This is a genomic window from Shewanella sp. SP2S2-4 (assembly GCF_031932025.1).
Classification (GTDB): Bacteria; Pseudomonadota; Gammaproteobacteria; order Enterobacterales; family Shewanellaceae; genus Shewanella; species Shewanella baltica.
This window is the reverse complement of sequence record NZ_JAUOER010000014.1, coordinates 82,392-108,853: the sequence shown is the minus strand read 5'-3', so window position 1 is coordinate 108,853 and position 26,462 is coordinate 82,392. Positions and strand designations below refer to the sequence as shown.

Genomic DNA, 26,462 nt, shown 5'->3' with positions numbered 1-26,462 from the left:
GGCTTTTAGCTTGTCATCTGCCCATGAGTTGATCACAATCGCAGTTATCTTTATATCAGGCTGTCTCTCAAGCTGTAGCCCAACTTTTTGGAAAGACGATATGACACAGAAGAAAACCTTGCCCTTCCCAGCCAAAAGCGGCGTTAATTATTTTCTCGATGGCTTTGGTTTAATTACACGTAAAGGCCTGCGCACTTTCGTATTTATTCCCTTGATGATCAACCTGCTGCTGTTTGCAGGCGTCATTTATGTGGCCATAGGCCAGTTGGACGCCATGTTCACTTGGATGAACGCCCAGCTGCCTGACTACTTAAGCTGGTTAAACTTTTTACTTTGGCCGCTCGCAGTCACCACTATGCTGGTGATGCTCGCCTTTATATTTAGCTCGGTGATGAACTGGCTCGCCGCCCCCTTTAATGGTCTGTTGGCTGAAAAAGTCGAGCAACTATTAACTGGCAAGCCGCTGAATACCGGTACTGGCATCGATTTAATCAAAGACTTACCGCGTATCCTTGGGCGTGAGTGGATCAAGCTCAAGTACTATCTACCCCGCGCATTGGTGTTTTTATTGCTGTTTTTAGTGCCTATGGTGGGCCAAACGCTGGCGCCAATCTTATGGTTCCTGTTCAGCGCTTGGATGATGGCAATTCAGTACTGCGATTACCCCTTCGATAACCACAAGGTCAGTTTTAAGGATATGCGCTTTGCCTTGAATCAAACCCGTGGCACCAGTTTTAGCTTTGGCGCCACTGTGACGCTGTTTTCGATGATCCCTATCGTCAACTTTATCGTGATGCCTGTGGCGATTTGTGGCGCAACGGCGATGTGGGTCGACAAGTATCGTGAAGCCTACCGCAATCATGCAATAGCACCAGAATAATTAACGATACAAATACTTATCTAAAATGATGTGGGTTTGATATCAATTCCTGCAACATAAAAACAGCCTCAATTGAGGCTGTTTTTATTGATAGGCTTTTTATTAATAAATTTTCTATGGAGAGATTTTTGATTGATAAAGATTGCAGAACAATCTGCACTGCCAAGTTCAGCTTAGCACTTCTGCAAAATCACACTGCCGATGGAATATCCCGCGCCAAAAGAACTTAATAAGCCTAAATCACCTGCTTTAAAGTCGCTGGAATACTTATGAAATGCAATCACAGAGCCCGCGGATGCGGTATTGGCGTACTCGTCTAACACGACGGGCGCTTGTTCCGCTGACACATCATCCCCCAACAGCTTTCTCACCACGAACTGATTCATGTTGATGTTCGCTTGATGCAACCACAGACGCTTAAAAGACTGCGGCGTTAACGCTTGTTCGGCCAGATGTTCATCCAAATGTTGATAAATCATCGGTAACAGCTCTTTAAACACTTTGCGCCCTTGTTGGTGGAACAGTTTATCGGCCTGATGGGCAGCACTGGGATCGCAGCGATTCAAGAAACCAAAATTACTGCGAATATTATTCGAATAATCAGTAAAACAGCGGCTTGAGAGAATTTTAAACACATTGTCAGATTGAGCTAAGCTTTGCTCTTCCAGTACCAGTGCGGTCGCGACATCACCAAAGATAAAATGGCTGTCACGGTCGCGATAATTCACCTGCGCCGAACAAATCTCAGGGTTGATGACTAACACTCTTGAAGCTGAGCCCGTCGCAATCGCATTAGCAGCGGCAACAATTGCAAAGGTTGCCGATGAACAGGCCACTTGCATGTCGTAACCATAACCGCGCGTACCGAGTGCACGTTGAATTTCAATCGCCATCGCAGGATAGGCACGCTGAGTATAAGCACAGGCGACAATCACCAGATCAATCTGCTCAGCTTTGAGATTAGCATTGTTAAGTGCCATCAATGCGGCTTCAACCCCAATTTCAGCCTGCATAGATAACTCGTCGCTGCTGCGCTCAGGAATTAACGGCATCATGACTTCGGGATCGAGAATGCCCTCTTTCACCATCACATATCTGTGTTTAATGCCCGAGGCCTTTTCAATAAATTCGCTTGAGGAATAGGACAAAGCCGCAACATGGCCTTGCTCGATTAAGCCTGCATTTTCAAGATTGTAAATATCCACATAGGCATTGAAGCTCTCAACTAAGGCTTCATTAGAAATACTGTGGGGCGGCGTAAATAAGCCACTCCCCGAAATCACGACCTGTTTCATAGGTGCTCCGAACGGGTGCTTGTTGTAAGGTGAGCAGAGGCGGCATCATCACTCGTAAGCGCGGGCGCTAACTCACTTGGCCCCTGCTGCTCTAATCGTTGCTTTTTATGCATTTGTGCTAAGTCTATCACGACTGTTGAAGATATTTTATCTTGGATCCCCTGCCGATTGGCATCCCAAAATATTTGCATAAAGCCAAGTAAGCCTGTGGTGAAGCCTGCGGCGTAACCACCGTAACGGCCAAACGCGGCCCATAAACTGATTTTAGCGCCATCGAGCTGGATCACCCGAATGCCAAGCATCTTCTTCCCTAAAGTTTGACCATCAAACCGCGCGGTAAAGACGGTAAAGTAAAACGCCGCCCAACCAAAGCCCAATCCCATATCACTCATAAAGCCTTTAACCCAAGCGATAACACTGTGGGCGGTGGATTCATCGTCATCATCGACGCTTTTCACTCTTGTGCTTGGCGAAGGTACTGTTTTGGTTGTGTCTGTCGTTTCGGTTACTTTTGCTGCATTAGCCACAACACCTTGCGCGGGATCAGTTGGTTCAAGCGGCTCAGACTGAGTATCAGGCATTTGCAACTCAGCTTGGGGCGCGATAACTGGCCACAAGGTGCCATCAAGGACTTCCGTCTGGAGCTTTTCGCTGTCTGCAGCAGACAAACTACTGTTGGCTATGGCGTGAAGGACTATCTCCCGTCGCTCAATCTCTGTCATGCCCTTTGATGCTGAAGCGTTTTCTATCACCTCGCGCAGGGATTGAACTTGAGTTTTACCACAAGCGTAATTATCACAAAGGCTCAACGAAATGATGGCCGGAAGCGAGGTAAGAATTTGTTTACCCAAGGCAGACTCCTTAACTGCCTGCTCATTATCGGTATTGCTTGAGCCATTAACATTAAGCAGATTATCGGCGGTCGTGAGCAACATAAAAGCTAACATTGCGGCATAAAGTCCCCATTTGAGTAAACGACCTAATTTATGACTGCGTTTCTCAATATAAATGATACCGACCACCAGCAATACAAACATCCAATCCATCTGCTCCGCTAACACTGTGATCAGCAAACCATCAATCAACATGGCTAAAGCGCGTTTTAGCGGCGCCGCCAATGGCGTATAAAGCACAGTGTCTGCAATGGTAAAAGCATGGGGAGTCACCATAGTTTTTGGGTCTTTGCCCAAATCCGTTTGCTGTTGTTTCATGTTTGCGTCTTGTCCGATACGAGTGATAGGCTTGTTTTACGATTGACACATCAAGAAGTTATCCTTGCGAATGCAACAATCTTTTTTATGTTAGCAAGAGGTTAACACAGTTAAACGGGCTGCCAATCAGGGTTTGCGAATAACAGCACATCCTTTAATAACCAAATCGAATAAAGAAGAACAAACAATCACTTCTAAAAGCGCCACAGCAGATTATGATTCAGTAGTGCCAACATAGGAGCAAGCAATCCATGAGCAAAATTTTCGAAGACAATTCATATACTATTGGTAATACCCCGCTAGTACGTTTAAACCGTGTTAGCCAAGGTAAAGTGCTGGCCAAAGTCGAAGCGCGTAACCCAAGTTTCAGTGTTAAATGCCGTATCGGTGCCAATATGATTTGGGATGCCGAGAAAAAGGGTCTACTGACTAAAGACCACGAGCTGATTGAGCCGACGTCTGGCAACACAGGTATTGCGCTGGCGTATGTAGCCGCGGCCCGTGGTTATAAGCTTACCCTAACGATGCCAAATACCATGAGTTTAGAGCGTCGTAAACTGCTCAAAGCCCTTGGCGCAAATCTCGTGTTGACAGAAGGCGCGAAAGGCATGAAAGGTGCGATTGATAAAGCGGAAGAAATCCGTCAATCGGCTCCTGAAAAATACATTTTATTACAGCAGTTTAATAACCCTGCTAACCCAGAAATCCATGAAAAAACCACAGGTCCAGAAATCTGGAATGATACCGATGGCGAAGTGGATGTGTTTGTTGCCGGTGTAGGTACGGGCGGTACGATTACAGGTGTAAGCCGTTACTTGAAAAAAGTAGCAGGCAAAACCATTACCTCAGTGGCGGTTGAGCCAGCAGATTCTCCAGTGATTGCGCAAACCTTAGCGGGTTTACCGGTACAACCTGGACCACATAAAATCCAAGGTATTGGCGCAGGCTTTATCCCTGGTAACTTAGATTTAGAGTTGATTGACCGCGTAGAAGCTGTCACCAACGATGAGGCCATCGACATGGCCCGCCGCTTAATGCAAGAAGAAGGCATTTTAGTGGGTATTTCATCGGGTGCTGCCGTTGTCGCCGCAAACCGTATCGCTGAATTGCCAGAATTTGCGGGTAAAACCATTGTGGTAATTTTGCCATCGGCTGCCGAACGTTACTTATCTTCAGTCTTGTTCCAAGGCCAATTCGGCGACGAAGAAAACATTCAATAGTCGACGTTGGATTCCCCTTTAAAATACCCAGCCCTTTAAATACCCAGCCTCTGCTGGGTATTTTTATTTGTGACATTGCATTAATTAGATCCCGACTGCAGAGCGCAAACAAGTTCCGGCTCAAGTTTGGATGCAGCTCATAGTTCTCAGTATCACCAGTAGCATTAGCGGCTCAGTGAGTTATAAAAAACGGATATTCTCGCCAATCCATTCCTTTTTATGCCTTTTCCCCCTCAACCTATACCAACGCCATTAACACCAATATTGATAAGAAAAAATTACTTTATGAATAAAATTAATCAAATTTATTTATTCTTAATACCAGCAGTACACTGAGGACATCAAAACAGCGCCCCAAAAAAGCGATGTTAAGCATTGTCAGTATTGAGAGGTATTCAACATGACTTCAAAACGCAAACGCTGGACATCCCACGCAGCTAAACTTCCCAGCCCTATGGCAGGACTGGCACTTGCCATTGCCAGCTTAGGTTGGACTTGGGAGAACATGACACCGTCACTTAATGGCGCAGGACAACTCACAGGTGCCATCATCGCCTCTGTGTTGCTGTTACTGCTCATGGGTAAGTTTATGCTGCATCCGACAATTCTAAAGGACGAACTCAGCCACCCAGTGATTGGTAGCGTGATCCCTACCTTCGCCATGGGGCTGATGGTCGTGTCTAAAACACTCGGCGATTATTTCCCCCAAGCTGGCTTAACCCTGTGGCTAGTGGCCATAGGTATACATGTGCTCTTCTTAAGCGCGTTTATCTACTACCGCGCCATCGATTTTAAACTCGAGCACATGGTACCAAGCTGGTTCGTGCCACCGATTGGCATCATAGTCGCGGCGGTGTCTTTCCCTGTATCTGACTACCAATGGCTAGCAAACGCCATTTTGGTTTTTGGGATGTTAGCTTACTTAGTCATGCTGCCTTTAATGCTCTATCGCCTCATTTTCTGTCAGGCAATACCTGATGCCGCTAAACCAACAATTGCGATTCTCGCGGCGCCCGCTAGTTTATCACTCGCAGGTTATCTAACCGTTTGCGAGCAGACGTCAATTCCCTTAGTTGCCCTACTACTGAGCATCGCCATTTTGATGACCAGCATCATCTACTTAGCCTTCTTTCACCTGTTAAAGCTGCCCTTTAGCCCGGGATACGCAGCCTTTACCTTCCCTATGGTGATCGGTGCTACCGCGCTCTTTAAAACCGCCGCTTGGTTAACCCAGTTCAACAACATGGGTGAGTTAGCGATATGGATAAAATACTTAGCAGAATTCGAGCTTGTGATCGCCACCTTAGTGGTTGCCTATGTTGCTCTACGCTATTTAGCACACTACATTCCTGTACGCTTTAAAGCGATAGAACAAACAGCAATACTTGAGAGTAAATAAACAGAATTGCAGTTTGTAAAATGTATTCGTTTAACGGCTTTGTTTCCTAATAGTGAAATCCAATGTTTTTCGGGTTTAAATCAAAATAATATTCTGATTATAGATAAACGACTGACGATGAAACAAGGGTTTTAAGCGCCATACTGGCGCTCAAGAAGCACTCTGTAGTTATTTGTGCTTTTAGGAAACAAAGCCTCGTTTAACATGAGAGATTATTTTCAAACTTGAGCATAAGCCAAAAGGAAGTTGAATATATATTCACCTTCCTTTTGTATTTAAGCAATTATAAATTTGGCATTCACTTCAAAAAAGATTACTTATCAACCTTTACAGGACTGCACACCGTAATTATTGAGCCCATCACTACAAATCGTGAATAATAAAGTTACATTAAATTAAACCGCACAAAAAACCTTATACCACATAACACTTAAAGCTTTTAATTCCAAATATATAGAATGGCAAACCATATATTAATCAGCTTTTATATTTTTTATATGAAAATAATCACAAAATATTATTTTTACAACTCAATGTGACTAACAAATTCAAAACAACATAAATACACATTTGCCACAAAATAACCGACAAGTGGAAACAAAGAAGATGTATCACAAACAAATTCCTCATTAAATAGACCCCGCCCCCATGTTTATTGGCTCAAGACAAATCTCCATACAACCTTTAAATGATTTAAATTAACAAATTAACAACAAAAGCCATTAGAGCTCAGTGTTGCACTTGTTATTTTCTTGTGGTTATATCCTGAGCTTAATTAAATGAGTGCTTATTCTTTACATAAGTAACCATTTAAGAAAAATAAAAATAAACATACAACATGTGTTAAGGGAGAATAAAATGCGCGCAAATTCTACATTAGCCAAAGCTGTTCGCTTTGCGTTAATAGGTGGAGCTACTACAGCTGCTTTATCAACGTCAGCTGTATTTGCTGCTGAAGACGGTGCAAAAGTAGAACGTATTGCTGTAACAGGTTCTCGCATTCAAAGAACCAATTTAGAAACATCTACACCTATAACGATGTTTTCTGCAGCAGACATAGAAAAAACAGGCTTTTCTACCGTTTCTGAGTTTTTAAGAACGAATGCAGCCTCTGGTGGTTTCAATGAATCATCAACTTTAAGCCAAGCCGCTGGTGCGTCATCGATTGGTGTAAAAGGATTTGGTTCCGATTATACACTTATTTTATTGAACGGCCGTCGCATAGCAAAGAATACCGCCGGCGGCATTTTTACTGACGTAAACCAAGTGCCTATGGCAGCAGTTGAGCGAATCGACATCCTTAATGATGGTGCTTCTGCAATTTATGGTTCTGATGCGGTTGCTGGTGTAATAAACATTATTACTAAGAAAGAATTTGATGGCGTCGCATTGAGTGCCAAATATGGCGGTGCGACAAATAAGTGGGATGGTAATGAATTATCAGCATCAATTGTTACCGGTACAAGTAACGAGAAAACCAGTATCCTATTCTCTGCAGAACATTTCGCTCGAGATGTAATTCAAGCATCTGATCGTGAATTTGGTCGTACAGCATTGATAGAAGGTCACGAAGGTGGGGATGGAAGATCAACTTGGGGAATTCCTGGTTTTACTTCAATAAGTTCTGCAAAAGGTTTCACAAATGCTGCGACTGACGAAGGGTCTAAACCTTGGTCAAACTGCCCTGCAGGTGATGTCTTATCAAGTGGTCGTTGTGCTTACGATTTTGCACATTTATATCAACTTCAGCCAGAGTCTGAACGCCAGTCAATCTTTACTACCATTAATCATGAGATGAATGATGACCTGACGTTTAATGGTCAATTCCGTTATACTCGTGCTTATACTAAGACCTCGAATGCCCCGGCCCCAGGTCAAGTAGATGTATCCAACAGCCCATTCCTAGCGGATTTTTTACGTAATGACCGTTATAAAGATGACCAAGCAAAAGCAGAAGAAATTATTCGTTTAGTTGAAGCGGGTGAAGCCAATGTTAGCGTCGGCCGCCGTTACCTTGATTTCGGAAATCGTGAAAAAGACAACACAAATGAAACATTCGAAGCAGTAGGTGGTGCAAACTACAACATCGACGACAATTGGGGTCTAAACTTTGATATTGGTTTTTCTCGTTTAACCAACCGTCAAATTGGTTCATCTGGTCAATTATTGTCAGAAGAAGTCGCCAATGCATTCAATGACCCTAAGTCAAAACTGAATCCATTCGTTATTAATGACTGTAGTTCAAAAGATTTATCTGATACTTGCCGAGATCTACAAGTAGCCATTCATCGTACGGGTGAATATACAGTCTCTTTCTCTTCTCTTGTCTTATCAGGACTGCTCCCTGGTATTGAATTACCTGGTGGTGAAATTGGCCTAGCGACGGGTTTAGACATGCGCGAAGAAAAATATACCGATCGTTCAGATCCTGCAACCGTAGGTGGTCAAGTTATCGGTGGTGCAGGTTCAAATGGCGGTGGTCAATTCAGTAATCTTGCCGGTTTCATAGAACTTTCATTACCTGTACTTGATAATCTAGAAGTAAGCCTAGCTGCTAGACAAGACAAAGCAGATTGGGAGCTAGCTGATGCGAGTGATACGACTTATTCAGCCAAACTATCATATCGTCCTATTGATGACTTATTGCTACGGGCATCATATGGTACAGGCTTTAAAGCTCCAAACCTAAGTGATTTGTTCCTAGCCGAATCGTCTGGCGTCACTAGAGCCATTGATACTAAACTGTGTAATGCTGCAGGTAATGTTCAAAACCACCCTGATTGTCAACGCCAAGAGTTAAACTCGAAAAGTGGCGGCAACCCAGATTTAACACCAGAAAAATCAAAGTCTTATAACCTTGGCGCAGTTTATCAGTTTACAGATAATTTATCACTATCCGTCGATTTCTGGTCACTTAAAATAGATGACGTTGTAGGTAGCCTTGCTATTCAAGAAATTCTGGATGAAGAAGCAAAAGGTAATTTGACTAACTTAGTCGTGCGTAACTCTGAGGGCCGTCTAACTGACTCTAACAGAGACGGTTATGTTCAAACTAACAAACAAAACCTGACAGAGCAGAGTGCAACTGGCTTAAACTATGATCTTCAATATAGCAGTGAATTCTCATTTGGTACTTTGAAGTCAAGCTTACAAGCAGAACAGTTCCTAAGCTATAAAACGCAATCTTCAGCAGTACAACCTTTATGTGATGATATTGCTGATAATTCAATGCGTGACTATCGTATTAACGGCAGCATTTCATTAGAACAAAATGATTTTGTAACCTCACTTAATATGCGTTACCTCCCTGGGTACGAAATGTATGATAAGCGTAATACAGGTAACAAGTCTTGCCAATTGGTTGGTTACTATGATGTTGGCAAGGCTACAGATGTCGATGCAAATGGTGATTTAGTGAACCCAGGCAGAAGTCAACATGTGGCAGCTTATGTACAGTTTGATTTAACAACAGCTTACTATTTTGCTGATGATAACAAAGTCACCTTAGGGGTCCGTAACTTACTGGATAGACAGCCATCATTCAGCGCACCAAACAACTGGCCTTTCTATGATCAAGGTGTCTATGACAATATCGGCCGCTTCGTTTATCTACAATATGATGTGAAGTTCTAATATCGTCTTTATCAATTAGAACCTAATCAAAAAACGGCATCTTCGGATGCCGTTTTTATTTGCTGCATTTGCGAAGCCCAGTGAATAAGCATAAAAATGCCCAGCTATTTGCTGGGCATTTTCTTATACTTTAACGGGTCATTTAAAGCGTTCTAAGAATTCTTCGTCAGCTTAATTTCACTCGCATGTTGAGGTTTTTCGTTATGTGAATGTGGTGCAGAAAAGTGCTCATGGTGAGCTTTGTGTGGATCGCTTGACGTCATTTTACCCTGCTCTACCCACCAATAACCTAAACCCACAATCACACCGCCGCCGACAATATTGCCAAGGGTGACTGGGATTAAGTTGTTGAATATAAAGTTCGCCACGGTTAAATCGGCAAACTGCTCTTGAGTCACACCTAAAGATGCGAAGAATTCTGGGCTGGCGATAGATTGGATCATCATGCCCATAGGCACCATAAACAGGTTAGCGATACTGTGTTCAAAACCGCTGCTGACGAACATGGCCACAGGTAAGATCAACAGTAGGGATTTAGTTAACACATCGCGACTGGCAAAGGTCATCCACACACCCAAACACACCAACATGTTACACAAAATGCCTAAGCTAAAGGCTTGGATCCAAGTATGATGCAGTTTGTGTTGCGCCACTTTAAGGGCATTTAATCCCCAGTTACCACCATCGAGTTCATACATGCCTGCGGCGGTGATCAAACAAACCATCAATATAGCGCCGACAAAATTGCCCGCATAAACCCGGCACCAACACTTGAGTAACTCTGCGCCAGAGACCTGTTTTTGTGCCCAAGCCACGGTACTGAGTACGGAACTGGTAAACAGTTCTCCACCGCAAACAACCACTAAGATCAGACCTAAACTGAAGGCTATTCCACCCACTAAGCGAACTAAACCCCAAGGCGCATCGCCAGCACCTGTGGTCACAGTGAGATAAAATACAAAAGCTAAGGCGATGAAAGCACCTGCAAACACAGCCAAGCCAAAAGATTGCCAAGGCGCTTTAACCACTTTGCTGGTACCGTAAATTTCCGCCTGATTATAACAACTAAAGTGCGCAGAAACCTGTGGCGTTTCGTGGGCGCTATTTATCACAGTTGGGGTTGATGATGGAATTGGGCTTTTCATTGCATGACTCCAACTTCAGATAAACAGACTTGAATGCGTAGCATATATCTCTCCTGCAGCGCCATTGCGCAGATAGCACGAATCAAAACCGAGATGTTGATTTGCTGAAAATGATGATTCACTAAAGTCTCGCTTTGTACCATACAACGCGCTCATGCTGTGAAGTAGATATTGCTAAAGCGTGATGTTATTCACACCAAAAATGTGAAAACTTTGAAGCCAAAAACACAAAAGGTTAATTGGTCTTACCAAAAATCAAACAATTTCACCCATCAGGATGACATGTTTTTAGGTCGTCTTTACCCTAAAATAACTCGTTTCCACCGTAAGCTTATGTAACTCGCGAGCACACTCATGCTCAAACTCGCAATAAAACGGATGACTAAAATCAGCTTCAGTAAACTCAGTTCGACTCTCCCCTGAAGCATTGATTTGGCACTGAAGCATAGATGTAGCAATAGATTGTCTCTCACACTTCAATATCCACTGGATTGGCTCCGCCAGCGCCCCATGCCTCTGTCTTGACAGTCTAGCCGTGTGATAAGCGATAACATACCTGATAAGCAGCAGAAACCTTGTTCAGCCACTCTTTTATAATTTTTAGCAGGATTCAGGCATTAGCGTTTTGGCCGATGGGAGGCCCTACACAATGCCCAAACATCAACAAGGTTAGCGAATAAACTACAATTAATACAAATAGCTAACATGGAGCTTGTTTCTACATCATCAACAAAACTGCCGCAGTTATACCTAGTTTATTCGCCCCTCACGCGACCCCAGCAAAAATCAATCGATACGAGGATAGATTTCTCCCAAATAAAGGGGGACAGTAAATGGCAACAACCAAAGGCTTAGTGGTTTAAGGAGTGACAAGTTTGAATGTCACACCAAGTAGAAAAGCGTGCTGTATTCCTAATAGTAGTAAAAAAATGCTACCTAGCTAGCAAATTTGGGATTAACAGAGCATAAACCAAGCCGTTTAAGATGCGATAGCGACAGACCTATGTTAATATGCTCATGGACAATTGGTCTTACCAATTATAAAGATTTATCAGTAGCCGATAATCAAAGTAAGCGAATATTTGTCATCTTATCGGGTATCAATAGACAGACTTTTGGAGTGACGAGCGCTTCAAAATCCAGTTCCCATCATAGGGCGTCATCATGAAGGGAGCTTTATTTCAGGAATTAGCTATTGGCTTATACTCAGCATTGCTTAACGCTGATCGCCAATAACCTTTTATCTCAACCAGAAGGTATTAGTACGATGACCGACAAAACTGAACTGTTTGCCAACGCATGGGAAGGCTTTACTCCTGGCGATTGGAAATCTGAAGTCAATGTACGTGACTTTATCCAACAAAACTACGCGCCTTTTGAAGGCGACGAGTCCTTCCTCGCTGGCGCCACCGAAGCGACCACAAAATTGTGGGATAAAGTCATGGAAGGCATCAAACAGGAAAACCGTACCCACGCGCCTGTTGATTTCGACACTAAGATGGTTTCAACCATCACTTCCCACGACGCTGGCTACATCAATAAAGAATTAGAAACTATCGTTGGCTTACAAACAGATGCGCCGCTAAAACGCGCTATGTTGCCTAATGGTGGTATCCGTATGGTGGAAAGCTCATGCGCTGCCTACGACCGCGTGCTAGATGAAGACGTTAAATACATCTATTCAGAACTGCGTAAAACCCATAACCAAGGTGTATTCGATGTTTACACCCCAGAAATTATGGCTTGCCGTAAATCAGGTATTTTAACCGGTTTACCCGATGCTTATGGCCGTGGCCGTATCATTGGTGACTATCGCCGTGTGGCACTTTACGGTATCGATTACCTGATGAAAGATAAGTTTGCCCAATTCACTTCACTGCAAGCGCAGTTCGAAGCGGGTGAAGAATTATCAAATGTTATCCAATTACGTGAAGAAATTGCAGAGCAACACCGTGCACTAGGTCAAATGAAGAAAATGGCTGCCAAATATGGCTGCGATATTTCTCGCCCAGCAACCACTGCACAAGAAGCAATTCAATGGACTTACTTCGGTTACTTAGCCGCAGTAAAAAGCCAAAACGGCGCGGCGATGTCATTAGGCCGTACCTCTTCATTCCTCGACATCTATATTGAACGCGATCTGAAAAATGGCACCTTAACTGAGCAACAAGCTCAGGAAATGATTGACCATTTCGTGATGAAACTGCGTATGGTACGTTTCCTACGTACTCCAGAATACGATGAATTGTTCTCTGGCGACCCAATTTGGGCGACTGAGTCAATCGGCGGTATGGGCTTAGATGGCCGTACGTTAGTGACTAAATCAAGCTTCCGTTTCTTGAACACCCTTTACACTATGGGTCCAAGTCCAGAGCCAAACATCACAGTATTGTGGTCAGATAAACTGCCCATCGGTTTCAAAAAATATTGCGCCAAAGTGTCTATCGACACTAGCTCAATCCAATATGAAAACGATGACCTAATGCGTCCAGATTTCCAATCAGACGACTATGCTATCGCCTGTTGTGTAAGCCCAATGGTTGTGGGTAAACACATGCAGTTCTTCGGTGCCCGCGCCAACTTAGCTAAAACTATGTTGTATGCAATTAACGGCGGCGTTGACGAAAAGCTGAAAATCCAAGTTGCCCCTAAAGCCGACCCTATCACTGACGCCGTATTAAACTACGACGACGTGATGAATCGCTTAGACGGTTTAATGGATTGGTTAGCGACTCAATATGTCACAGCACTGAACTCAATCCACTTCATGCACGACAAGTACTCTTATGAAGCGGCGCTAATGGCACTGCACGACAGAGACGTACGTCGCACTATGGCTTGTGGTATTGCGGGTCTGTCTATCGCAGCCGACTCACTGTCTGCCATTAAATTCGCCACAGTAAAACCTGTTCGTGATGAAAATGGCATTGCAGTTGATTTCGAAATCAGCGGTGACTATCCAAAATTTGGTAACAACGACCCACGTGTTGATGATATCGCCTGTGACTTAGTTGAACGTTTTATGGCGAAAATTCGCGACCGTAAAATGTATCGCAATGCGATCCCAACGCAGTCAATTCTGACCATCACCTCAAACGTGGTTTATGGTAAGAAAACCGGTAACACACCAGATGGTCGTCGTTCAGGTGCGCCATTTGCACCGGGTGCAAACCCTATGCATGGCCGTGATGAAAAAGGCGCAATCGCTTCTTTAACCTCAGTGGCAAAACTACCGTTTGCCCACGCTCAAGATGGTATCTCTTATACCTTCTCAATCGTGCCAAATGCGCTGGGTAAAGATGATGATGCTCGCCGTACCAACTTAGCGGCATTGATGGACGGATACTTCGACCACAATGACAAAAAAGAAGGTGGCCAACACTTGAACGTCAACGTGATGAACCGCGAGATGCTCGAAGATGCCGTTAAGCATCCAGACAAGTATCCACAGCTGACCATCCGTGTTTCTGGCTACGCAGTGCGCTTCAACTCACTGACGCCAGAGCAGCAACAAGATGTGATCACGCGTACATTCACCAAAGGTCTGTAAGCTAAATTAGTCAAGGCTGTAGTACACTGTGCTACAGCCTCACTTATTTTAACAGGAGTCACAATGGCAGTTATCGGTCGGATCCACTCAGTGGAATCCTTTGGCACAGTCGATGGTCCAGGCATACGGTTTATCACCTTTATGCAAGGCTGTTTAATGCGCTGCCAATATTGCCACAACCGTGACACTTGGGATCTTGATGGCGGAAAAGAAGTTCTGGTCGATGAGTTAATGAGTCAAATCATCAGCTATCGGCCTTTTCTCGATGCCAGCAATGGTGGTGTTACGGCCAGTGGTGGTGAAGCAATTTTACAGGCAGAATTCGTCGCCGAATTATTCACAGCCTGTCAGCAAGAAGGTATTCATACCTGTTTAGATACCAATGGTTTTGTACGTAAGTACACGCCAGTGATTGATGAGTTACTCGACCACACTGACTTGGTCCTGCTCGACATCAAACACATGGATGATGAAAAACATATTGAGTTAACCAAAGTCAGCAACCATAGAACATTGCAATTTGCGCAGTATTTAGCAGAGCGTAATCAAGCAACTTGGATACGGTATGTGGTGGTGGGCGGATTTACCGACGATGAAGCATCGGCATTACAACTGGCCGAGTTTATCAAGCCCATGAAAAACATTGAAAAGGTAGAATTACTACCCTATCACGAATTAGGTAAACACAAGTGGGAAGCCATGGGCGAAAGCTATCAACTCGATGGCATATCACCACCGAGCCGAGAAACCATGGAAAAGATCAAAGCCGTATTTGTTGGGCAAGGGATTAACGCGATTTATTAATCCACAGTAATAGAAAAGCCAACACGGATAACCGCGGCAACAGCCTAAAGTTCTTCCCAATAACTGGCATCTAAACGCTCAAAGGCTATTTTTAAAATCAGTGCCATATCGAGGTAACAGGCTTTAGCGCCTAAGGTGTGGCAATTGATACCCATGGACGACAACTTCGCACTCAACTGGTTACTCCAGTCGAACAGCGTTAACGGTAATGGATGGCGCGCTCGCCAACCTAACCACAGCAGCCCCTGTAACGGTAAGCTGATGAAAAATAAACCGAGAGTGACAGCTTGGGGCAGAAATGCCCAACCGTGAATATACAGCTGGCTCATACTCACAAAAAACGCCAACACTGGCATCACCAGTATGGCTAACTGAGTGGCTCGGACGACCCGATACTCAGGGAAATAAAAACCCAGTTGTCTAACCATAGGCCAAGTCTTCATATATTGATGACCATCACCTAAGGTTTTGAGGATCTTAATGCTCAATTTTAGACACCAACTACAATGGAATACTGCTTTTACCATAGCACAATCTGGCGAATCGCCCCAAGACTGTTATGGTAAAAACACCGCAGATCCTAATTTTTTTGAATCGTTATATTAAACACAATGGCAAAGGGTTTACACATGTCAAATAATCTGGTTTTAGTTCTCAATTGCGGTAGCTCTTCTCTCAAATTTGCCGTCATTGACGCGCAAACAGGTGACGATCAAATTTCTGGCTTAGCCGAATGTTTTGGTTTAGAAGACTCGCGCATTAAATGGAAAATCAACGGCGAAAAACATGAAGCGGCCCTAGGCGCATTTACGGCTCACCGTGAAGCAGTTGAATACATTGTTAATAAAATCCTTGCGGAACAGCCTGAATTAGCTGCGAAAATTCAAGCCGTTGGCCACCGTATCGTTCACGGCGGTGAAAAGTTCACTCGCTCTGTGATCATCGACGAAAGCGTGATCAAAGGTATCGAAGATTGTGCTTCACTAGCCCCCCTGCACAATCCTGCTCACCTTATCGGCATCCGTGCAGCCATTGCCTCTTTCCCTAAATTGCCACAGGTTGCTGTATTTGATACCGCTTTCCACCAAAGCATGCCTGACAGAGCCTATGTCTACGCCCTGCCTTACAAGTTATACCGTGAACACGGTATCCGTCGTTATGGCATGCATGGCACGAGCCATTTATTCGTTAGCCGTGAAGCGGCAAAAATGCTTAACAAGCCCATTGAAGAAACTAACGTTATCTGTGCTCACCTGGGCAACGGCGCGTCAGTGACTGCCATCAAAGGCGGCAAAAGTGTCGACACGTCTATGGGCTTAACCCCATTAGAAGGTTTGGTCATGGGCACACGTTGTGGCGATATTGACCCTTCAATCATCTATCACTTAGTTCATCAACTGGGTTACACCTTAGAAGAAGTGAATAACCTGATGAACAAGCAAAGTGGTCTGCTGGGTATTTCCGAGCTGACTAACGATTGTCGTGGCATCGAAGAAGGTTACGCCGACGGTCATAAAGGCGCGACCTTAGCCTTAGAAATCTTCTGCTACCGTTTAGCCAAATACATCGCCTCTTACACTGTGCCACTGGGCCGTTTAGATGCAGTCGTCTTCACCGGCGGCATTGGTGAAAACTCAGACTTAATCCGTGAAAAAGTACTCAACATGCTGGAAATCTTCAATTTCCATGTTGATAGCGAACGCAACAAAGCGGCACGTTTCGGTAAGAAAGGCATCATCACTCAAGATAAAGGCACGATTGCCATGGTGATCCCAACGAACGAAGAATGGGTTATCGCCGAAGATTCAATTAAACTGATCAACAAATAAGAATGACCTAAGCCGTTTGCTCACCCAAACGGCTTTACGCTTTACATATCCATACTCACAAGCAAATTTGCAGAAACTCTTCTGCCAAAAACCATCGAAACTAGAGGTTTTTATGTCTCGTAATATTATGTTAATCCCCATAGGTACCGGAGTCGGCCTGACCTCCTTAAGCCTTGGGATGGTTCGCGCACTGGAGCGCCACGGAGTTAAAGTTCAGTTCTTTAAGCCGATTTCCCAACTTAGACCTAATGATAACGGCCCAGAACGCTCAACCACTATTCTGAGTAAATCGCCGACGGTAAATCCGTTAGAGCCCTTCGACATGACCCATGCCGAAGCCTTAATTCGTGCTGACCAAACCGACGTATTAATGGAGCAAATCATTGCCCGTGCGTCCGATTGCGCCAGCAACACTGAGACCTTAATTGTTGAAGGTTTAGTACCTACCCGTAACCATCCCTTTGCCGACGATGTGAACTATGCCATCGCTAAAGCAATGGATGCAGACGTGATTTTTATTGCCACGCCGGGTAGCGATACTTCAACTGGGTTGATGAACCGCCTTGAAATCGCCTACAACTCTTGGGGCGGAAAAAAGAACAAACGCCTGATTGGCGCTGTGATCAACAAGATTGGTGCCCCCGTTGACGATGAAGGTCGCGCACGACCTGATCTCTCTGAAGTCTTTGATCACCAAGGTGTTCAACGCTCTGATGCGGCCAGCATGTTCCAAATGCCAGGTAAAAGCCCACTGCGTATTTTAGGTAGCGTGCCATACAACCTCGATCTTGTTGCACCACGTGCCTCGGATCTGGCGAAGCATTTAAGCGCACGCATTCTTAATGCCGGCGAAATGCATACTCGTCGTCTGCGTAAAGTGACGTTCTGTGCCCGCAGTATCCCTAATATGGTGACCCATATTAAGACTGATTCACTACTTGTGACCTCAGGCGATCGCTCAGATGTCATCGTATCAGCCTGTCTTGCGGCCATGAACGGCGTGAAAATTGGTGCCCTGCTGTTGACGGGTAGCTACGAGCCAGAGCCAGAAATTCTTAAGCTGTGTGAACAGGCCTTTGAAACCGGTTTACCTGTGTTCTTAATCGACAGCAACACTTGGCAAACCTCGCTCAACATTCAACGTTTCGACCATGAAGTACCTGTAGATGACGCGGTTCGTATTGATCTGGTGCAGGATTATGTGGCCAGCCACATCGACCAAACGTGGATTGAAAGCGTCACTAAAAACTCGCCCCGTGAGCATCGCCTGTCACCACCCGCTTTCCGTTACAAACTCACGGAATTGGCGCGCGCCGCCCACAAGACTGTGGTGCTGCCAGAAGGTGATGAACCGCGTACCATTAAAGCGGCGGCCATTTGTGCCGAACGCGGTATCGCTCGCTGTGTACTTTTAGGTAAAAAAGATGAAATCCTGCGTATCGCCGCACAGCAAGATGTGGTGCTGGGCGAAGGCGTGATCATTATCGATCCAGAAGAGGTGCGCGACCGTTACGTAGAACCTATGTTGGAACTGCGTCGCAGCAAAGGCTTAACGGAAGTCGTTGCTCGTGAACAGTTAGAAGACAACATGGTGCTTGGCACTATGATGCTGGCGCAAAATGAAGTTGACGGTATCGTATCTGGCGCGGTTAACACCACGGCCAATACCATTCGTCCACCACTGCAATTGATCAAAACGGCACCGGGCTCAAGCCTTGTTTCGTCCATCTTCTTTATGTTAATGCCAGATCAAGTGCTTGTTTACGGTGACTGCGCAATTAACCCAGATCCAAATGCTGAGCAATTAGCCGATATCGCCATCCAATCAGCGGAATCAGCAAAAGCCTTCGGTATTGAGCCAAGAGTGGCAATGATCAGCTACTCAACCGGTAACTCAGGCACAGGTTCAGATGTGGATAAAGTGCGTGAAGCGACCCGTATCGCCAAAGAAAAACGCCCAGATCTGATTATTGATGGTCCATTGCAATACGATGCGGCGGTTATGCCAAATGTTGCTCGCTCTAAGGCACCTGATAGTCCTGTCGCTGGCCAAGCCACCGTTTTCGTGTTCCCAGACCTCAATACAGGCAACACGACTTACAAGGCTGTACAGCGAAGCGCGGACCTGATCAGTATCGGTCCGATGCTGCAAGGTATGCGCAAACCTGTGAACGACTTATCTCGCGGCGCGTTAGTCGATGATATCGTCTACACTATCGCCCTAACGGCAATTCAAGCAGCACAAAACGACGCAGCTAAAGGCTAACACAGCGAAATCTGCATAGCGTTACGCACAACAAAGCACTGGTACTTACCGGTGCTTTTTTTATGCTCAAATTTAGCTTAAGCAAGGCTATAGCGCTGCGACAATGGCTCAATAGCAAAGCCAATATGGCAAAATAAGCAGACTAAATACGAGGGAAAAACGAATTAAGCGGTGTGAATAAGGTGAGTAAACGGCGAAAAATATCCACAAGTGAAAGTGGAACATGGCGGAAAACTGAAAAGCGTCACTTTTTAACCAGCAGATAAAGCAAGACAATATCAGTGACTTACAAAGTATCACTGAAGTCTTCAACATAGTTTTCCACAGTTTCTGTGGATAACCTTTTTATATACCTCCTAACTATATGCCACACTCAATAGGCTTGAGTCAACGCATTTCCCAATAGATCGCAAATAACGACAGAACTTGTGCATTAGGGCTAAAATCGCGATACTCAGAACAAATTCCAATAACTAAAACTTATGCGAACTCTATTTTTTATCTCCCTGCTGTTCCTCTTTGGTTGTGGCGATCCCTCGACGGAAAATCAACGCCAGTTATCGCCCGAAGAAGTGAGCTTAGGCTTTTTTAAAGCGATTTATGTCGATCGCGATGTTGAACAAGCCAAGCAATTTGTCGATGAACCAATTAAACAAGTGCTCACCCATTACTATATTGCCGCCGCGGTGCAGCGCAATATGCTCGGCCTGTCGATGACCAATGTTGAAATGGAAATTGATGATATCGATATCGACTTTTTCCGTAAATTTACCAAAGACGTCATTGTCGTGATCAAAATGAAAGGCCTTAAAGGCGGTCAGCCGTGGATTGATGACAGGACCATACGTCTTCACAAGATTGGCAGTAAGTGGACTATCGTCGAGCTGATGCCAGAAAAGCGCAAAGTAAACGGTTAATCTCCCTTCTCGCTCGCCACTTTTATTGCGCATGTCTTCTCATGCGCTCAATCCTAGTGCCGATTTCAGCTAAAAAAATAGCAACCCTAAGGTTGCTATTTCAATGTGCTTGTTTTGTTACGTCCGACTCATAAGTACCGTCAGTCTAATCGTTATCGATTAAGCCTGGATCACTTCTTCTTCGCTTTCAGCAGGTAAAGACGTCAGTACATCGTCTTTCACTTGATAATAAGCATTTTCGTATTCATGAACTTCCATAACAACTCCTGCTTGATTGGGTAAGGTCGCAGAGGCATGTCATTCTATGCTGACATTTTGCCTATGAGGAAAGGGATATATTCCGTGGGCAGGAGTATAACAAAGCCAAAACTATAATTACAGAAAACTTTCAGTTTTGTTTCTTCATCAGTGGCACTTAAGGCAATTTATCACTTTTAAAGCTTAAATTCTGTGCCGAGAGCTGAAAGCCTTTCATCTTTGACGATGATATTTAGCCGCCCATGACGCCATTTAAATGCAGCCCTATATACACAAACGCTATTAACAGAAATCGCTTACAAACAATGAATCTAGGGAAGTGTGACGCTAGCTGCTATCAATTAAGTAATGACGCGAGTAGGAGGTAAGATATGAACGCACTCATTGAGCTTGAAGCCACCACACTAACGACATTATTTAGCCACGGCGATGTATTAGGGATCCGCATGTTTATGGAACACATGAATATGCCATTAGATGTTCAGGACAGGCTTTATGATGAAATTTCCGCCCTCAAACACTTAAACCATCATCAAGTGAGCAAAGTGATTGAAACCTTTGGACAATCGCAGATCTCTGAACGATTAAGCTACTGACGAAACGTTTAAGCTATTGAGTAACCATTTACTCATCAACAAGTGACTGCGTAAAAAGCTCAACACTCAAGCTAGTCTGACTGCAAGCTTGGCTTGAGTTTGCACATCCATATTTGTTGCACTTTTAAAATCAGCAATTAAATTTTCCATTTAGCTTCATTAAAAACCGACAAAAAAGGCCAGTTAATACTGGCCTGTTAAGCTAAATCAAGACTAGGTTTGAGTCGATAAACGATAACGCAGCACCTTAAGTGACTTCTCTTCAGACACATCCATAAACGCTGGCGGATTGGCTAAGCGCTCTATGTATTCGAGTGCTGGCGCCGCATCTGCGACCTGCTGGCGTAAGAAAGTGGTATCGAGCTCGGGTGCATTGAGGCAGAGTAACACTTCACCATTATCGGCAAGTAACTCAGGTAAGCGCCTGATTAAACGTACATAATCCTTAGTCGCGACAAAACTGCCCTTTTGATTACTCGGTGGATCGGCCACAATAATGTCGTAGGGACCGAGCTTTTTCAGTTTGCCCCAAGATTTAAAAATATCATGGCCTAAAAAACGTGCTCCCGCACTAAAGCCATTCAGCAAATGATTCTGTTTGCCTATGCCTAATGCGCCTTTGCTCATGTCCATATTGACCACTTCATCGGCGCCGCCTTGCAATGCCGCCACCGAGAAACCACAGGTATAGGCAAACAAATTAAGCACTTTTTTATAGCGGGCATTTGCTCTCACCCACTCGCGGCCGTTAGCCATATCGAGGAATAAACCGTGGTTTTGTCCGCGCATTAAATGCACCTGAAAGCGTGCGCCATTTTCACTAACAATATGCGGCTCAGGCACTTCGCCTTGCAGCACTTGAGTAAAGGTCTCGCCCGCACTGCGGTATTGGTAGACTAAATTCAGTTGGCTATCAGGACGAATGGCCTGCCAATGCGCCGCAATGGCCTGCTGGCATGTGGCTAAATCGTCATCGGCTAAAGGAGTGAAACTGGTCAGCAATAGCACTGGCGCAAACCAATCTAAACATAGGTGTTCACAACCCACGTAGTGTCCACCGCGGCCGTGGAACAACCGCACTGCATCATCACCTAATTCAATTGTCGCTAGCGCTTGTATAAAACTTTGCATCTTCTATTACTTACTCTCTGTTGTACTTATATCGGCGTCATCGCCATCGGAACTTGAGTTTTCCGTGTTGCTGGCCACGAACTTATCTTCAACATCGTCCGATAATAAAATGGCTAACCAGTTACCACTCTTACTCGATTCGAGGGCAATTTTAACCACCATAGTCAGCGGCACCGACAGCAACATGCCGACAGAACCTAGCAACCAGCCCCAAAAAATTAACGATAAAAACACCACTAAAGTCGATAAGCCTAAGCCGCGGCCCATAAATTTAGGTTCAATCATATTGCCCATCACCATGTTGGCACCGACATACAAAAGCGCAGTACCGCCAGCAGCCGCAGGGCCAAGCTGAATGAAGGCTAATAACACCGCAGGAATGGCGGCGATGATAGAACCGATATTGGGAATGTAATTAAATAGGAAGGCGATCACCGCCCATAGCATGGCGTAATCCACACCAATAATGGTTAAACCGACACCGACGATAACCCCGGTCGCTAAACTCACTAGCGTCTTGATCACCATGTACTGATTAACCGATTGCAAAAAGCGGTCAATCTGCTTGAGGCGCATATCGGGATCGTCCAGCGCCAGATGCAATTTCTTTGGTAGCGATTGGGCTTCAAACAGCATAAATACGATGGTTAAGATGATCAGAAATAAATTCGCCATCACATTGCCAACACCCGACAGCATATTCGTTGTCATAGACAAGGCCATGCCAGGGTCAAAATACGCTAACACTTGATCCTTCGAAATCTGAATATTGAAGGAATGTAACTTATTTAATATCCAAGCAAATTGCTCGACTAACTGCACCCGATATTGGGGCAATTGTTTGGAGAACTCATTGACTGAACTGCCGACAACCGAGGCTAACCAGAGGCCCATCAACACAATAAAGCCCATCAAGAGGATCACCGCAAGCCATTTAGGCACACGGAATTTTGTCATTAAACCAATCGCGGGATTACAAATCACCGCCAGAAAACTGGACAGCACAAACGGCACCACAATCGGGCTCGCCGCCTTAATCCCTGCCAAAATAATCACTACAAAGGCCATAACCGCAAAGCCACGGTAAGCAGCGGAGGGCGCATTAGGTCGCGTCATTTATTAAAAATCCTTCTTGATCTTAGATAAAATTGTTAGGCTAACCCGAGAACACACTTAACCTCAGAAACCTTAGCTTAAGATAGCCATTTGCCATTATGAAACCAGAAACCGCGATTATACGCATTAAAAACTTAAGACTTCGTACTTTTATCGGCATTAAAGAAGATGAAATTCAAAATCGCCAAGACGTGATCATCAATGTCGTGATCCATTATTGTGCCGAGCGTGCCCGTAACAGTGATAATGTTGAGGATGCACTCAATTACCGCACTATCACCAAAAAGATCATTGAGCTGATTGAGAACAACCGTTTCTCATTACTCGAAAATCTTACCAGCCAAACGCTGGCCATCGCCAGTGAGCATCATTGGGTTGAATTTGCCAGTGTCGAAATCGACAAACCCCATGCCCTGCGCTTTGCCGATTCAGTCTCGATGGAGTTGTGTTATCAGAAATAAACTCGCTAGAAATAGTCAGATTCAGTGATCGTTGCACACCGTATTTCGGTATATATCCTCATAGCTCAACCGATAAGAGAGGTTCCATGAATATACTGATCACTGGCGCAAGCGGCTTTATTGGCCGCCAATTAGTCGAACGATTGGCGCCCCATCATCAACTGACGTTATTAACGCGCTCAGTGCAACAAACGCAGAGAATACTCGGTAATCAGCACCATTACCTTGAGAGCCTCGATGCGCTGAGCGACCTAAATCATATCGACGCCATAGTGAATCTTGCGGGCGAGCCGATCGTCGCTAAGCGCTGGAGCAAAAACCAGAAGCAGCGGATTTGTGATAGCCGTTGGGATATCACGGCAAGATTAACTCAGCTCATACAGCAGAGTAGTAATCCGCCTAAGATCATGGTGAGTGGTTCGGCAGTGGGTTATTACGGTCGACATGATGATCAATTGCTCGATGAATCCAATGGTGCCCATGTTGAGTTTAGCCATGACATCTGCCGAAAATGGGAGCAAGAAGCGCTTAATGCAAATACTGAGCAAACCCGCGTCTGCATTATCCGTATCGGGATTGTGTTAGGAAAAGGCGGCGCATTAGAGAAAATGCTACCGCCCTTTAAGCTCGGACTCGGTGGCCCAATTGGTCATGGACGTCAAGGCATGAGCTGGATCCATGTGCAAGATCTCATCTCCCTTATCGACTTTTTACTCAGCCAAGAACATTGCAAAGGCGTATTCAACGCCACTGCCCCCAACCCAGTCAGTAACGCTGTGTTTACTAAAGCGCTTGGAAAAGCACTCAATCGCCCCGCCCTTATCACGACCCCACCACTTGCGTTACGCTTAGCTATGGGTGAAATGTCGGAGCTGCTGACCGAAGGACAGTTTGTTTATCCTAAACGCGTTCTCGAAGCCGGTTTTCAGTTTCAATTCAGTGACCTCGACAATGCCTTAACCGACGTGTTAGCCAAATAGGCTAGCACGCTGATGCTAACAATCCCGCGGAATCTTGCATTAAACATCGACATATTCGGGCGCTAATGCGCACGAATTTCGGTGCTAAGGCTTGCTGGATGTTGACGTAAGCACAAGCGCCACTTTAGTAACACTAGAAAAACAATATAGTAACATCATGATTTGTAATGTGATTTAGCGACAGCGCGGCACTTTTCTGCTAAACTCGCCTCCATTCGGTCATAGGAGGCACGCATTAATCGCCTCAACCTTGACCACAGATAAACTCAGCAACATCTCATAAATAGACAGTTATTTATGCTCAAGAACAGGCTATTTAATCTGCTGTTCTTGGCCTGTAAACCATAAAACGAAACACACTCGCGCTCACTCATCCTTTAAATTTTTATCGGATTGACACTGATCTGTCCTCGACATCAAGCGCTTAACATCCAGCATTAGCAGGTACTTAATAACAAGATGGGTGACTCCTCAATGGGCATTGTGCTCACTGAAATGCCCACACTAAGACAGTTTGTAAGGAATTTTCATGCACACGACCTATACGATTGGCGAGCTAGAATCATTTTTAATTGCCATTTTCGTGCTGTTTATCGGCCACTCCATCAATCGCCATGTACGTGTCTTTAGGCAATATAATATCCCCGAACCCATAGTGGGTGGCCTCGTTGTAGCCGCGGGTGTCGCATTTCTTCACTTTCAAAATATCAGTCTCGACTTCAGCTTATCGCTGCAAAATACCTTAATGCTGATGTTTTTCAGCACGATTGGCCTCTCGGCAAACTACAAGCTGTTACTCAGCGGTGGTAAAAAAGTCTTTATCTTTCTGGGTGTTGCCTCGATTTATATTGTTATCCAAAACGCCGTCGGCGTCAGTTTAGCCAATCTGTTAGGGCTCGACCCGATTATGGGCCTTATCGCAGGGTCAATTACCCTGTCGGGTGGCCATGGAACTGGCGTCGCTTGGTCACAAACCTTTGCGGAAAACTACGGTATCAATACTTTAGAGTTTGCTATGGCCGCTGCGACCTTTGGCTTAATCATGGGCGGAATTATAGGTGGCCCCGTTGCGCAGCGATTAATCGGTAAACATAATCTTGTTTCTCGCTATGGGATTGGTCGCAAGCATCACAGTGAACATCCGCATTTAGTGACTTACGATCAGTTAGAAGAAGATCAAGTCACAGCCAAAACCATATTAGAAACCCTGTTTGTACTGCTGCTGTGCGTTGCAGGCTCAAAATGGCTCACGCTGTGGATCAGCCAATCGGGCATAGCATGGCTCAAAATGCCCGACTTTGTTTATGCTCTCTTCCTTGGCGTTATCATCGCCAATATCACTGAACTCACCCGCGGCTATAAGCCCCATACTGAAAGTATCGATGTCATAGGCACAGTCGCCCTGTCACTGTTCCTTTCTATGGCTTTGATGACCTTAAAGCTATGGGAGATTTTTGATTTAGCCATCCCGCTGCTCGTCATCTTACTGGTGCAAACCGCAGTACTGGCGGTGTTCGCCTATTTCGTGACATTCAAAGTGATGGGCAGTAATTACGATGCGGCAGTGATCACTGGTGGCCACTGCGGCTTTGGTATGGGTGCAACACCAACGGCGGTAATGAACATGGGCGCGCTAGTCTCGCGCACAGGGCCGTCACCCCAAGCCTTTATGGTTGTGCCTATCGTCGGCGCTTTCTTTATCGACATCGTTAACTTGATTGTCTTGCAGGGCTATCTGAGCTTTATGAAGTAGTCGCTTTTGAAGAAGTTG

At 44.9% G+C, this 26,462-nt stretch carries 19 protein-coding genes; 13 read left to right on the top strand and 6 right to left on the bottom strand.

Features of this window, described 5'->3' with window-relative positions; translation table 11 throughout:
* Positions 1-100: 100 nt before the first annotated feature.
* Complete coding sequence (gene cysZ, locus Q4Q54_RS13010) at positions 101-880, top strand: sulfate transporter CysZ (protein ID WP_310803726.1); 780 nt, start codon at positions 101-103, stop codon at positions 878-880.
* Between the two features lie 173 nt (positions 881-1,053).
* On the opposite strand, the gene Q4Q54_RS13005 is transcribed toward cysZ, so the two are convergent.
* Both Q4Q54_RS13005 and Q4Q54_RS13000 read right to left on the bottom strand, forming a co-directional pair.
* On the bottom strand, positions 1,054-2,175 hold the full coding sequence (locus Q4Q54_RS13005) for a beta-ketoacyl-ACP synthase III (protein WP_012089534.1): 1,122 nt from the start codon (positions 2,173-2,175) through the stop codon (positions 1,054-1,056).
* The gene (locus tag Q4Q54_RS13000; RefSeq protein WP_311988654.1) at positions 2,172-3,386 is read right to left on the bottom strand and encodes an RDD family protein; all 1,215 of its coding nucleotides are present in this window, start codon (positions 3,384-3,386) and stop codon (positions 2,172-2,174) included. Before Q4Q54_RS13000 ends, Q4Q54_RS13005 begins: the two co-directional genes overlap by 4 nt.
* A 251-nt stretch (positions 3,387-3,637) precedes the next feature.
* On the opposite strand from Q4Q54_RS13000, the gene cysK reads away from it, so the two are divergent.
* The 3 genes from cysK to Q4Q54_RS12985 all read left to right on the top strand — a co-directional run bounded on the left by cysK (position 3,638) and on the right by Q4Q54_RS12985 (position 9,638).
* A complete protein-coding gene (gene cysK, locus Q4Q54_RS12995) occupies positions 3,638-4,606 on the top strand; it encodes a cysteine synthase A (protein WP_006085400.1) in 969 nt (322 codons plus the stop codon).
* A gap of 400 nt (positions 4,607-5,006) precedes the next feature.
* Positions 5,007-6,005, top strand: a complete 999-nt coding sequence (locus Q4Q54_RS12990; protein WP_311988653.1) for a TDT family transporter — start codon at positions 5,007-5,009, stop codon at positions 6,003-6,005.
* Between the two features lie 858 nt (positions 6,006-6,863).
* Positions 6,864-9,638 (top strand): TonB-dependent receptor domain-containing protein, encoded by a 2,775-nt coding sequence (locus tag Q4Q54_RS12985; protein ID WP_006085404.1) that lies wholly within the window; start codon positions 6,864-6,866, stop codon positions 9,636-9,638.
* Between the two features lie 152 nt (positions 9,639-9,790).
* Here the strand turns inward: Q4Q54_RS12985 and focA are convergent, their stop codons facing one another.
* Positions 9,791-10,783: a formate transporter FocA gene (focA, locus tag Q4Q54_RS12980; protein ID WP_311891748.1), complete on the bottom strand. Its 993-nt coding sequence runs from the start codon at positions 10,781-10,783 to the stop codon at positions 9,791-9,793.
* 1,267 nt (positions 10,784-12,050) lie between these two features.
* Here focA and pflB point away from each other — a divergent pair.
* Together pflB and pflA are read left to right on the top strand one after the other, a co-directional pair.
* Positions 12,051-14,333 carry a formate C-acetyltransferase gene (gene pflB, locus Q4Q54_RS12975; RefSeq protein WP_311988652.1) on the top strand — a complete coding sequence of 761 codons (2,283 nt, stop codon included), beginning with the start codon at positions 12,051-12,053 and terminating at the stop codon, positions 14,331-14,333.
* 63 nt (positions 14,334-14,396) lie between these two features.
* Positions 14,397-15,137 carry a pyruvate formate lyase 1-activating protein gene (gene pflA / locus Q4Q54_RS12970; RefSeq protein ID WP_063884797.1) on the top strand — a complete coding sequence of 247 codons (741 nt, stop codon included), beginning with the start codon at positions 14,397-14,399 and terminating at the stop codon, positions 15,135-15,137.
* Between the two features lie 44 nt (positions 15,138-15,181).
* On the opposite strand, the gene yfbV is transcribed toward pflA, so the two are convergent.
* A complete protein-coding gene (gene yfbV, locus Q4Q54_RS12965; protein ID WP_086012247.1) occupies positions 15,182-15,625 on the bottom strand; it encodes a terminus macrodomain insulation protein YfbV in 444 nt (147 codons plus the stop codon).
* 141 nt (positions 15,626-15,766) lie between these two features.
* Between yfbV and ackA the strand changes: the two genes are divergently transcribed.
* From ackA to Q4Q54_RS12945, 4 genes are all read left to right on the top strand, one after another.
* On the top strand, positions 15,767-16,966 hold the full coding sequence (gene ackA, locus Q4Q54_RS12960; RefSeq protein WP_006082161.1) for an acetate kinase: 1,200 nt from the start codon (positions 15,767-15,769) through the stop codon (positions 16,964-16,966).
* 112 nt (positions 16,967-17,078) lie between these two features.
* On the top strand, positions 17,079-19,232 hold the full coding sequence (pta, locus tag Q4Q54_RS12955; protein ID WP_311988651.1) for a phosphate acetyltransferase: 2,154 nt from the start codon (positions 17,079-17,081) through the stop codon (positions 19,230-19,232).
* Between the two features lie 482 nt (positions 19,233-19,714).
* Positions 19,715-20,149, top strand: coding sequence for a hypothetical protein (locus Q4Q54_RS12950; protein WP_006085408.1), 435 nt, complete (start codon positions 19,715-19,717; stop codon positions 20,147-20,149).
* Between the two features lie 629 nt (positions 20,150-20,778).
* A complete protein-coding gene (locus Q4Q54_RS12945; RefSeq protein ID WP_311988650.1) occupies positions 20,779-21,003 on the top strand; it encodes a hypothetical protein in 225 nt (74 codons plus the stop codon).
* Between the two features lie 213 nt (positions 21,004-21,216).
* Here the strand turns inward: Q4Q54_RS12945 and Q4Q54_RS12940 are convergent, their stop codons facing one another.
* Positions 21,217-22,134, bottom strand: a complete 918-nt coding sequence (locus Q4Q54_RS12940) for a class I SAM-dependent methyltransferase (RefSeq protein WP_311988648.1) — start codon at positions 22,132-22,134, stop codon at positions 21,217-21,219.
* Positions 22,135-22,140: 6 nt separating this feature from the next.
* Positions 22,141-23,250 carry an AI-2E family transporter gene (locus tag Q4Q54_RS12935; protein ID WP_011847129.1) on the bottom strand — a complete coding sequence of 370 codons (1,110 nt, stop codon included), beginning with the start codon at positions 23,248-23,250 and terminating at the stop codon, positions 22,141-22,143.
* Positions 23,251-23,348: 98 nt separating this feature from the next.
* Here Q4Q54_RS12935 and folX point away from each other — a divergent pair, with 98 nt between their 5' ends.
* The 3 genes from folX (at position 23,349) to gltS (ending at position 26,444) form a co-directional block, all read left to right on the top strand.
* Entirely contained in the window at positions 23,349-23,711 is a 363-nt protein-coding gene (folX, locus tag Q4Q54_RS12930) for a dihydroneopterin triphosphate 2'-epimerase (RefSeq protein ID WP_311988647.1), read from the top strand.
* An 86-nt stretch (positions 23,712-23,797) separates the two neighbouring features.
* Positions 23,798-24,691 (top strand): TIGR01777 family oxidoreductase, encoded by an 894-nt coding sequence (locus Q4Q54_RS12925; RefSeq protein ID WP_311988646.1) that lies wholly within the window; start codon positions 23,798-23,800, stop codon positions 24,689-24,691.
* A gap of 529 nt (positions 24,692-25,220) precedes the next feature.
* Positions 25,221-26,444 carry a sodium/glutamate symporter gene (gene gltS, locus Q4Q54_RS12920; RefSeq protein ID WP_006082169.1) on the top strand — a complete coding sequence of 408 codons (1,224 nt, stop codon included), beginning with the start codon at positions 25,221-25,223 and terminating at the stop codon, positions 26,442-26,444.
* Positions 26,445-26,462: the final 18 nt, after the last annotated feature.

Bases quoted from the DNA above. Each gene is read 5' to 3' on its own strand.
- folX (WP_311988647.1), top strand. From the start codon at position 23,349: ATGAAACCAGAAACCGCGATTATACGCATTAAAAACTTAAGACTTCGT.
- Q4Q54_RS12950 (WP_006085408.1), top strand. From the start codon at position 19,715: ATGCGAACTCTATTTTTTATCTCCCTGCTGTTCCTCTTTGGTTGTGGC.
- cysK (WP_006085400.1), top strand. From the start codon at position 3,638: ATGAGCAAAATTTTCGAAGACAATTCATATACTATTGGTAATACCCCG.
- pta (WP_311988651.1), top strand. From the start codon at position 17,079: ATGTCTCGTAATATTATGTTAATCCCCATAGGTACCGGAGTCGGCCTG.
- cysZ (WP_310803726.1), top strand. From the start codon at position 101: ATGACACAGAAGAAAACCTTGCCCTTCCCAGCCAAAAGCGGCGTTAAT.
- focA (WP_311891748.1), bottom strand. From the start codon at position 10,783: ATGAAAAGCCCAATTCCATCATCAACCCCAACTGTGATAAATAGCGCC.
- ackA (WP_006082161.1), top strand. From the start codon at position 15,767: ATGTCAAATAATCTGGTTTTAGTTCTCAATTGCGGTAGCTCTTCTCTC.
- Q4Q54_RS12985 (WP_006085404.1), top strand. From the start codon at position 6,864: ATGCGCGCAAATTCTACATTAGCCAAAGCTGTTCGCTTTGCGTTAATA.
- gltS (WP_006082169.1), top strand. From the start codon at position 25,221: ATGCACACGACCTATACGATTGGCGAGCTAGAATCATTTTTAATTGCC.
- Q4Q54_RS12940 (WP_311988648.1), bottom strand. From the start codon at position 22,134: ATGCAAAGTTTTATACAAGCGCTAGCGACAATTGAATTAGGTGATGAT.
- pflB (WP_311988652.1), top strand. From the start codon at position 12,051: ATGACCGACAAAACTGAACTGTTTGCCAACGCATGGGAAGGCTTTACT.
- Q4Q54_RS13000 (WP_311988654.1), bottom strand. From the start codon at position 3,386: ATGAAACAACAGCAAACGGATTTGGGCAAAGACCCAAAAACTATGGTG.
- Q4Q54_RS13005 (WP_012089534.1), bottom strand. From the start codon at position 2,175: ATGAAACAGGTCGTGATTTCGGGGAGTGGCTTATTTACGCCGCCCCAC.
- Q4Q54_RS12990 (WP_311988653.1), top strand. From the start codon at position 5,007: ATGACTTCAAAACGCAAACGCTGGACATCCCACGCAGCTAAACTTCCC.
- Q4Q54_RS12935 (WP_011847129.1), bottom strand. From the start codon at position 23,250: ATGACGCGACCTAATGCGCCCTCCGCTGCTTACCGTGGCTTTGCGGTT.
- pflA (WP_063884797.1), top strand. From the start codon at position 14,397: ATGGCAGTTATCGGTCGGATCCACTCAGTGGAATCCTTTGGCACAGTC.
- Q4Q54_RS12945 (WP_311988650.1), top strand. From the start codon at position 20,779: ATGAACGCACTCATTGAGCTTGAAGCCACCACACTAACGACATTATTT.
- Q4Q54_RS12925 (WP_311988646.1), top strand. From the start codon at position 23,798: ATGAATATACTGATCACTGGCGCAAGCGGCTTTATTGGCCGCCAATTA.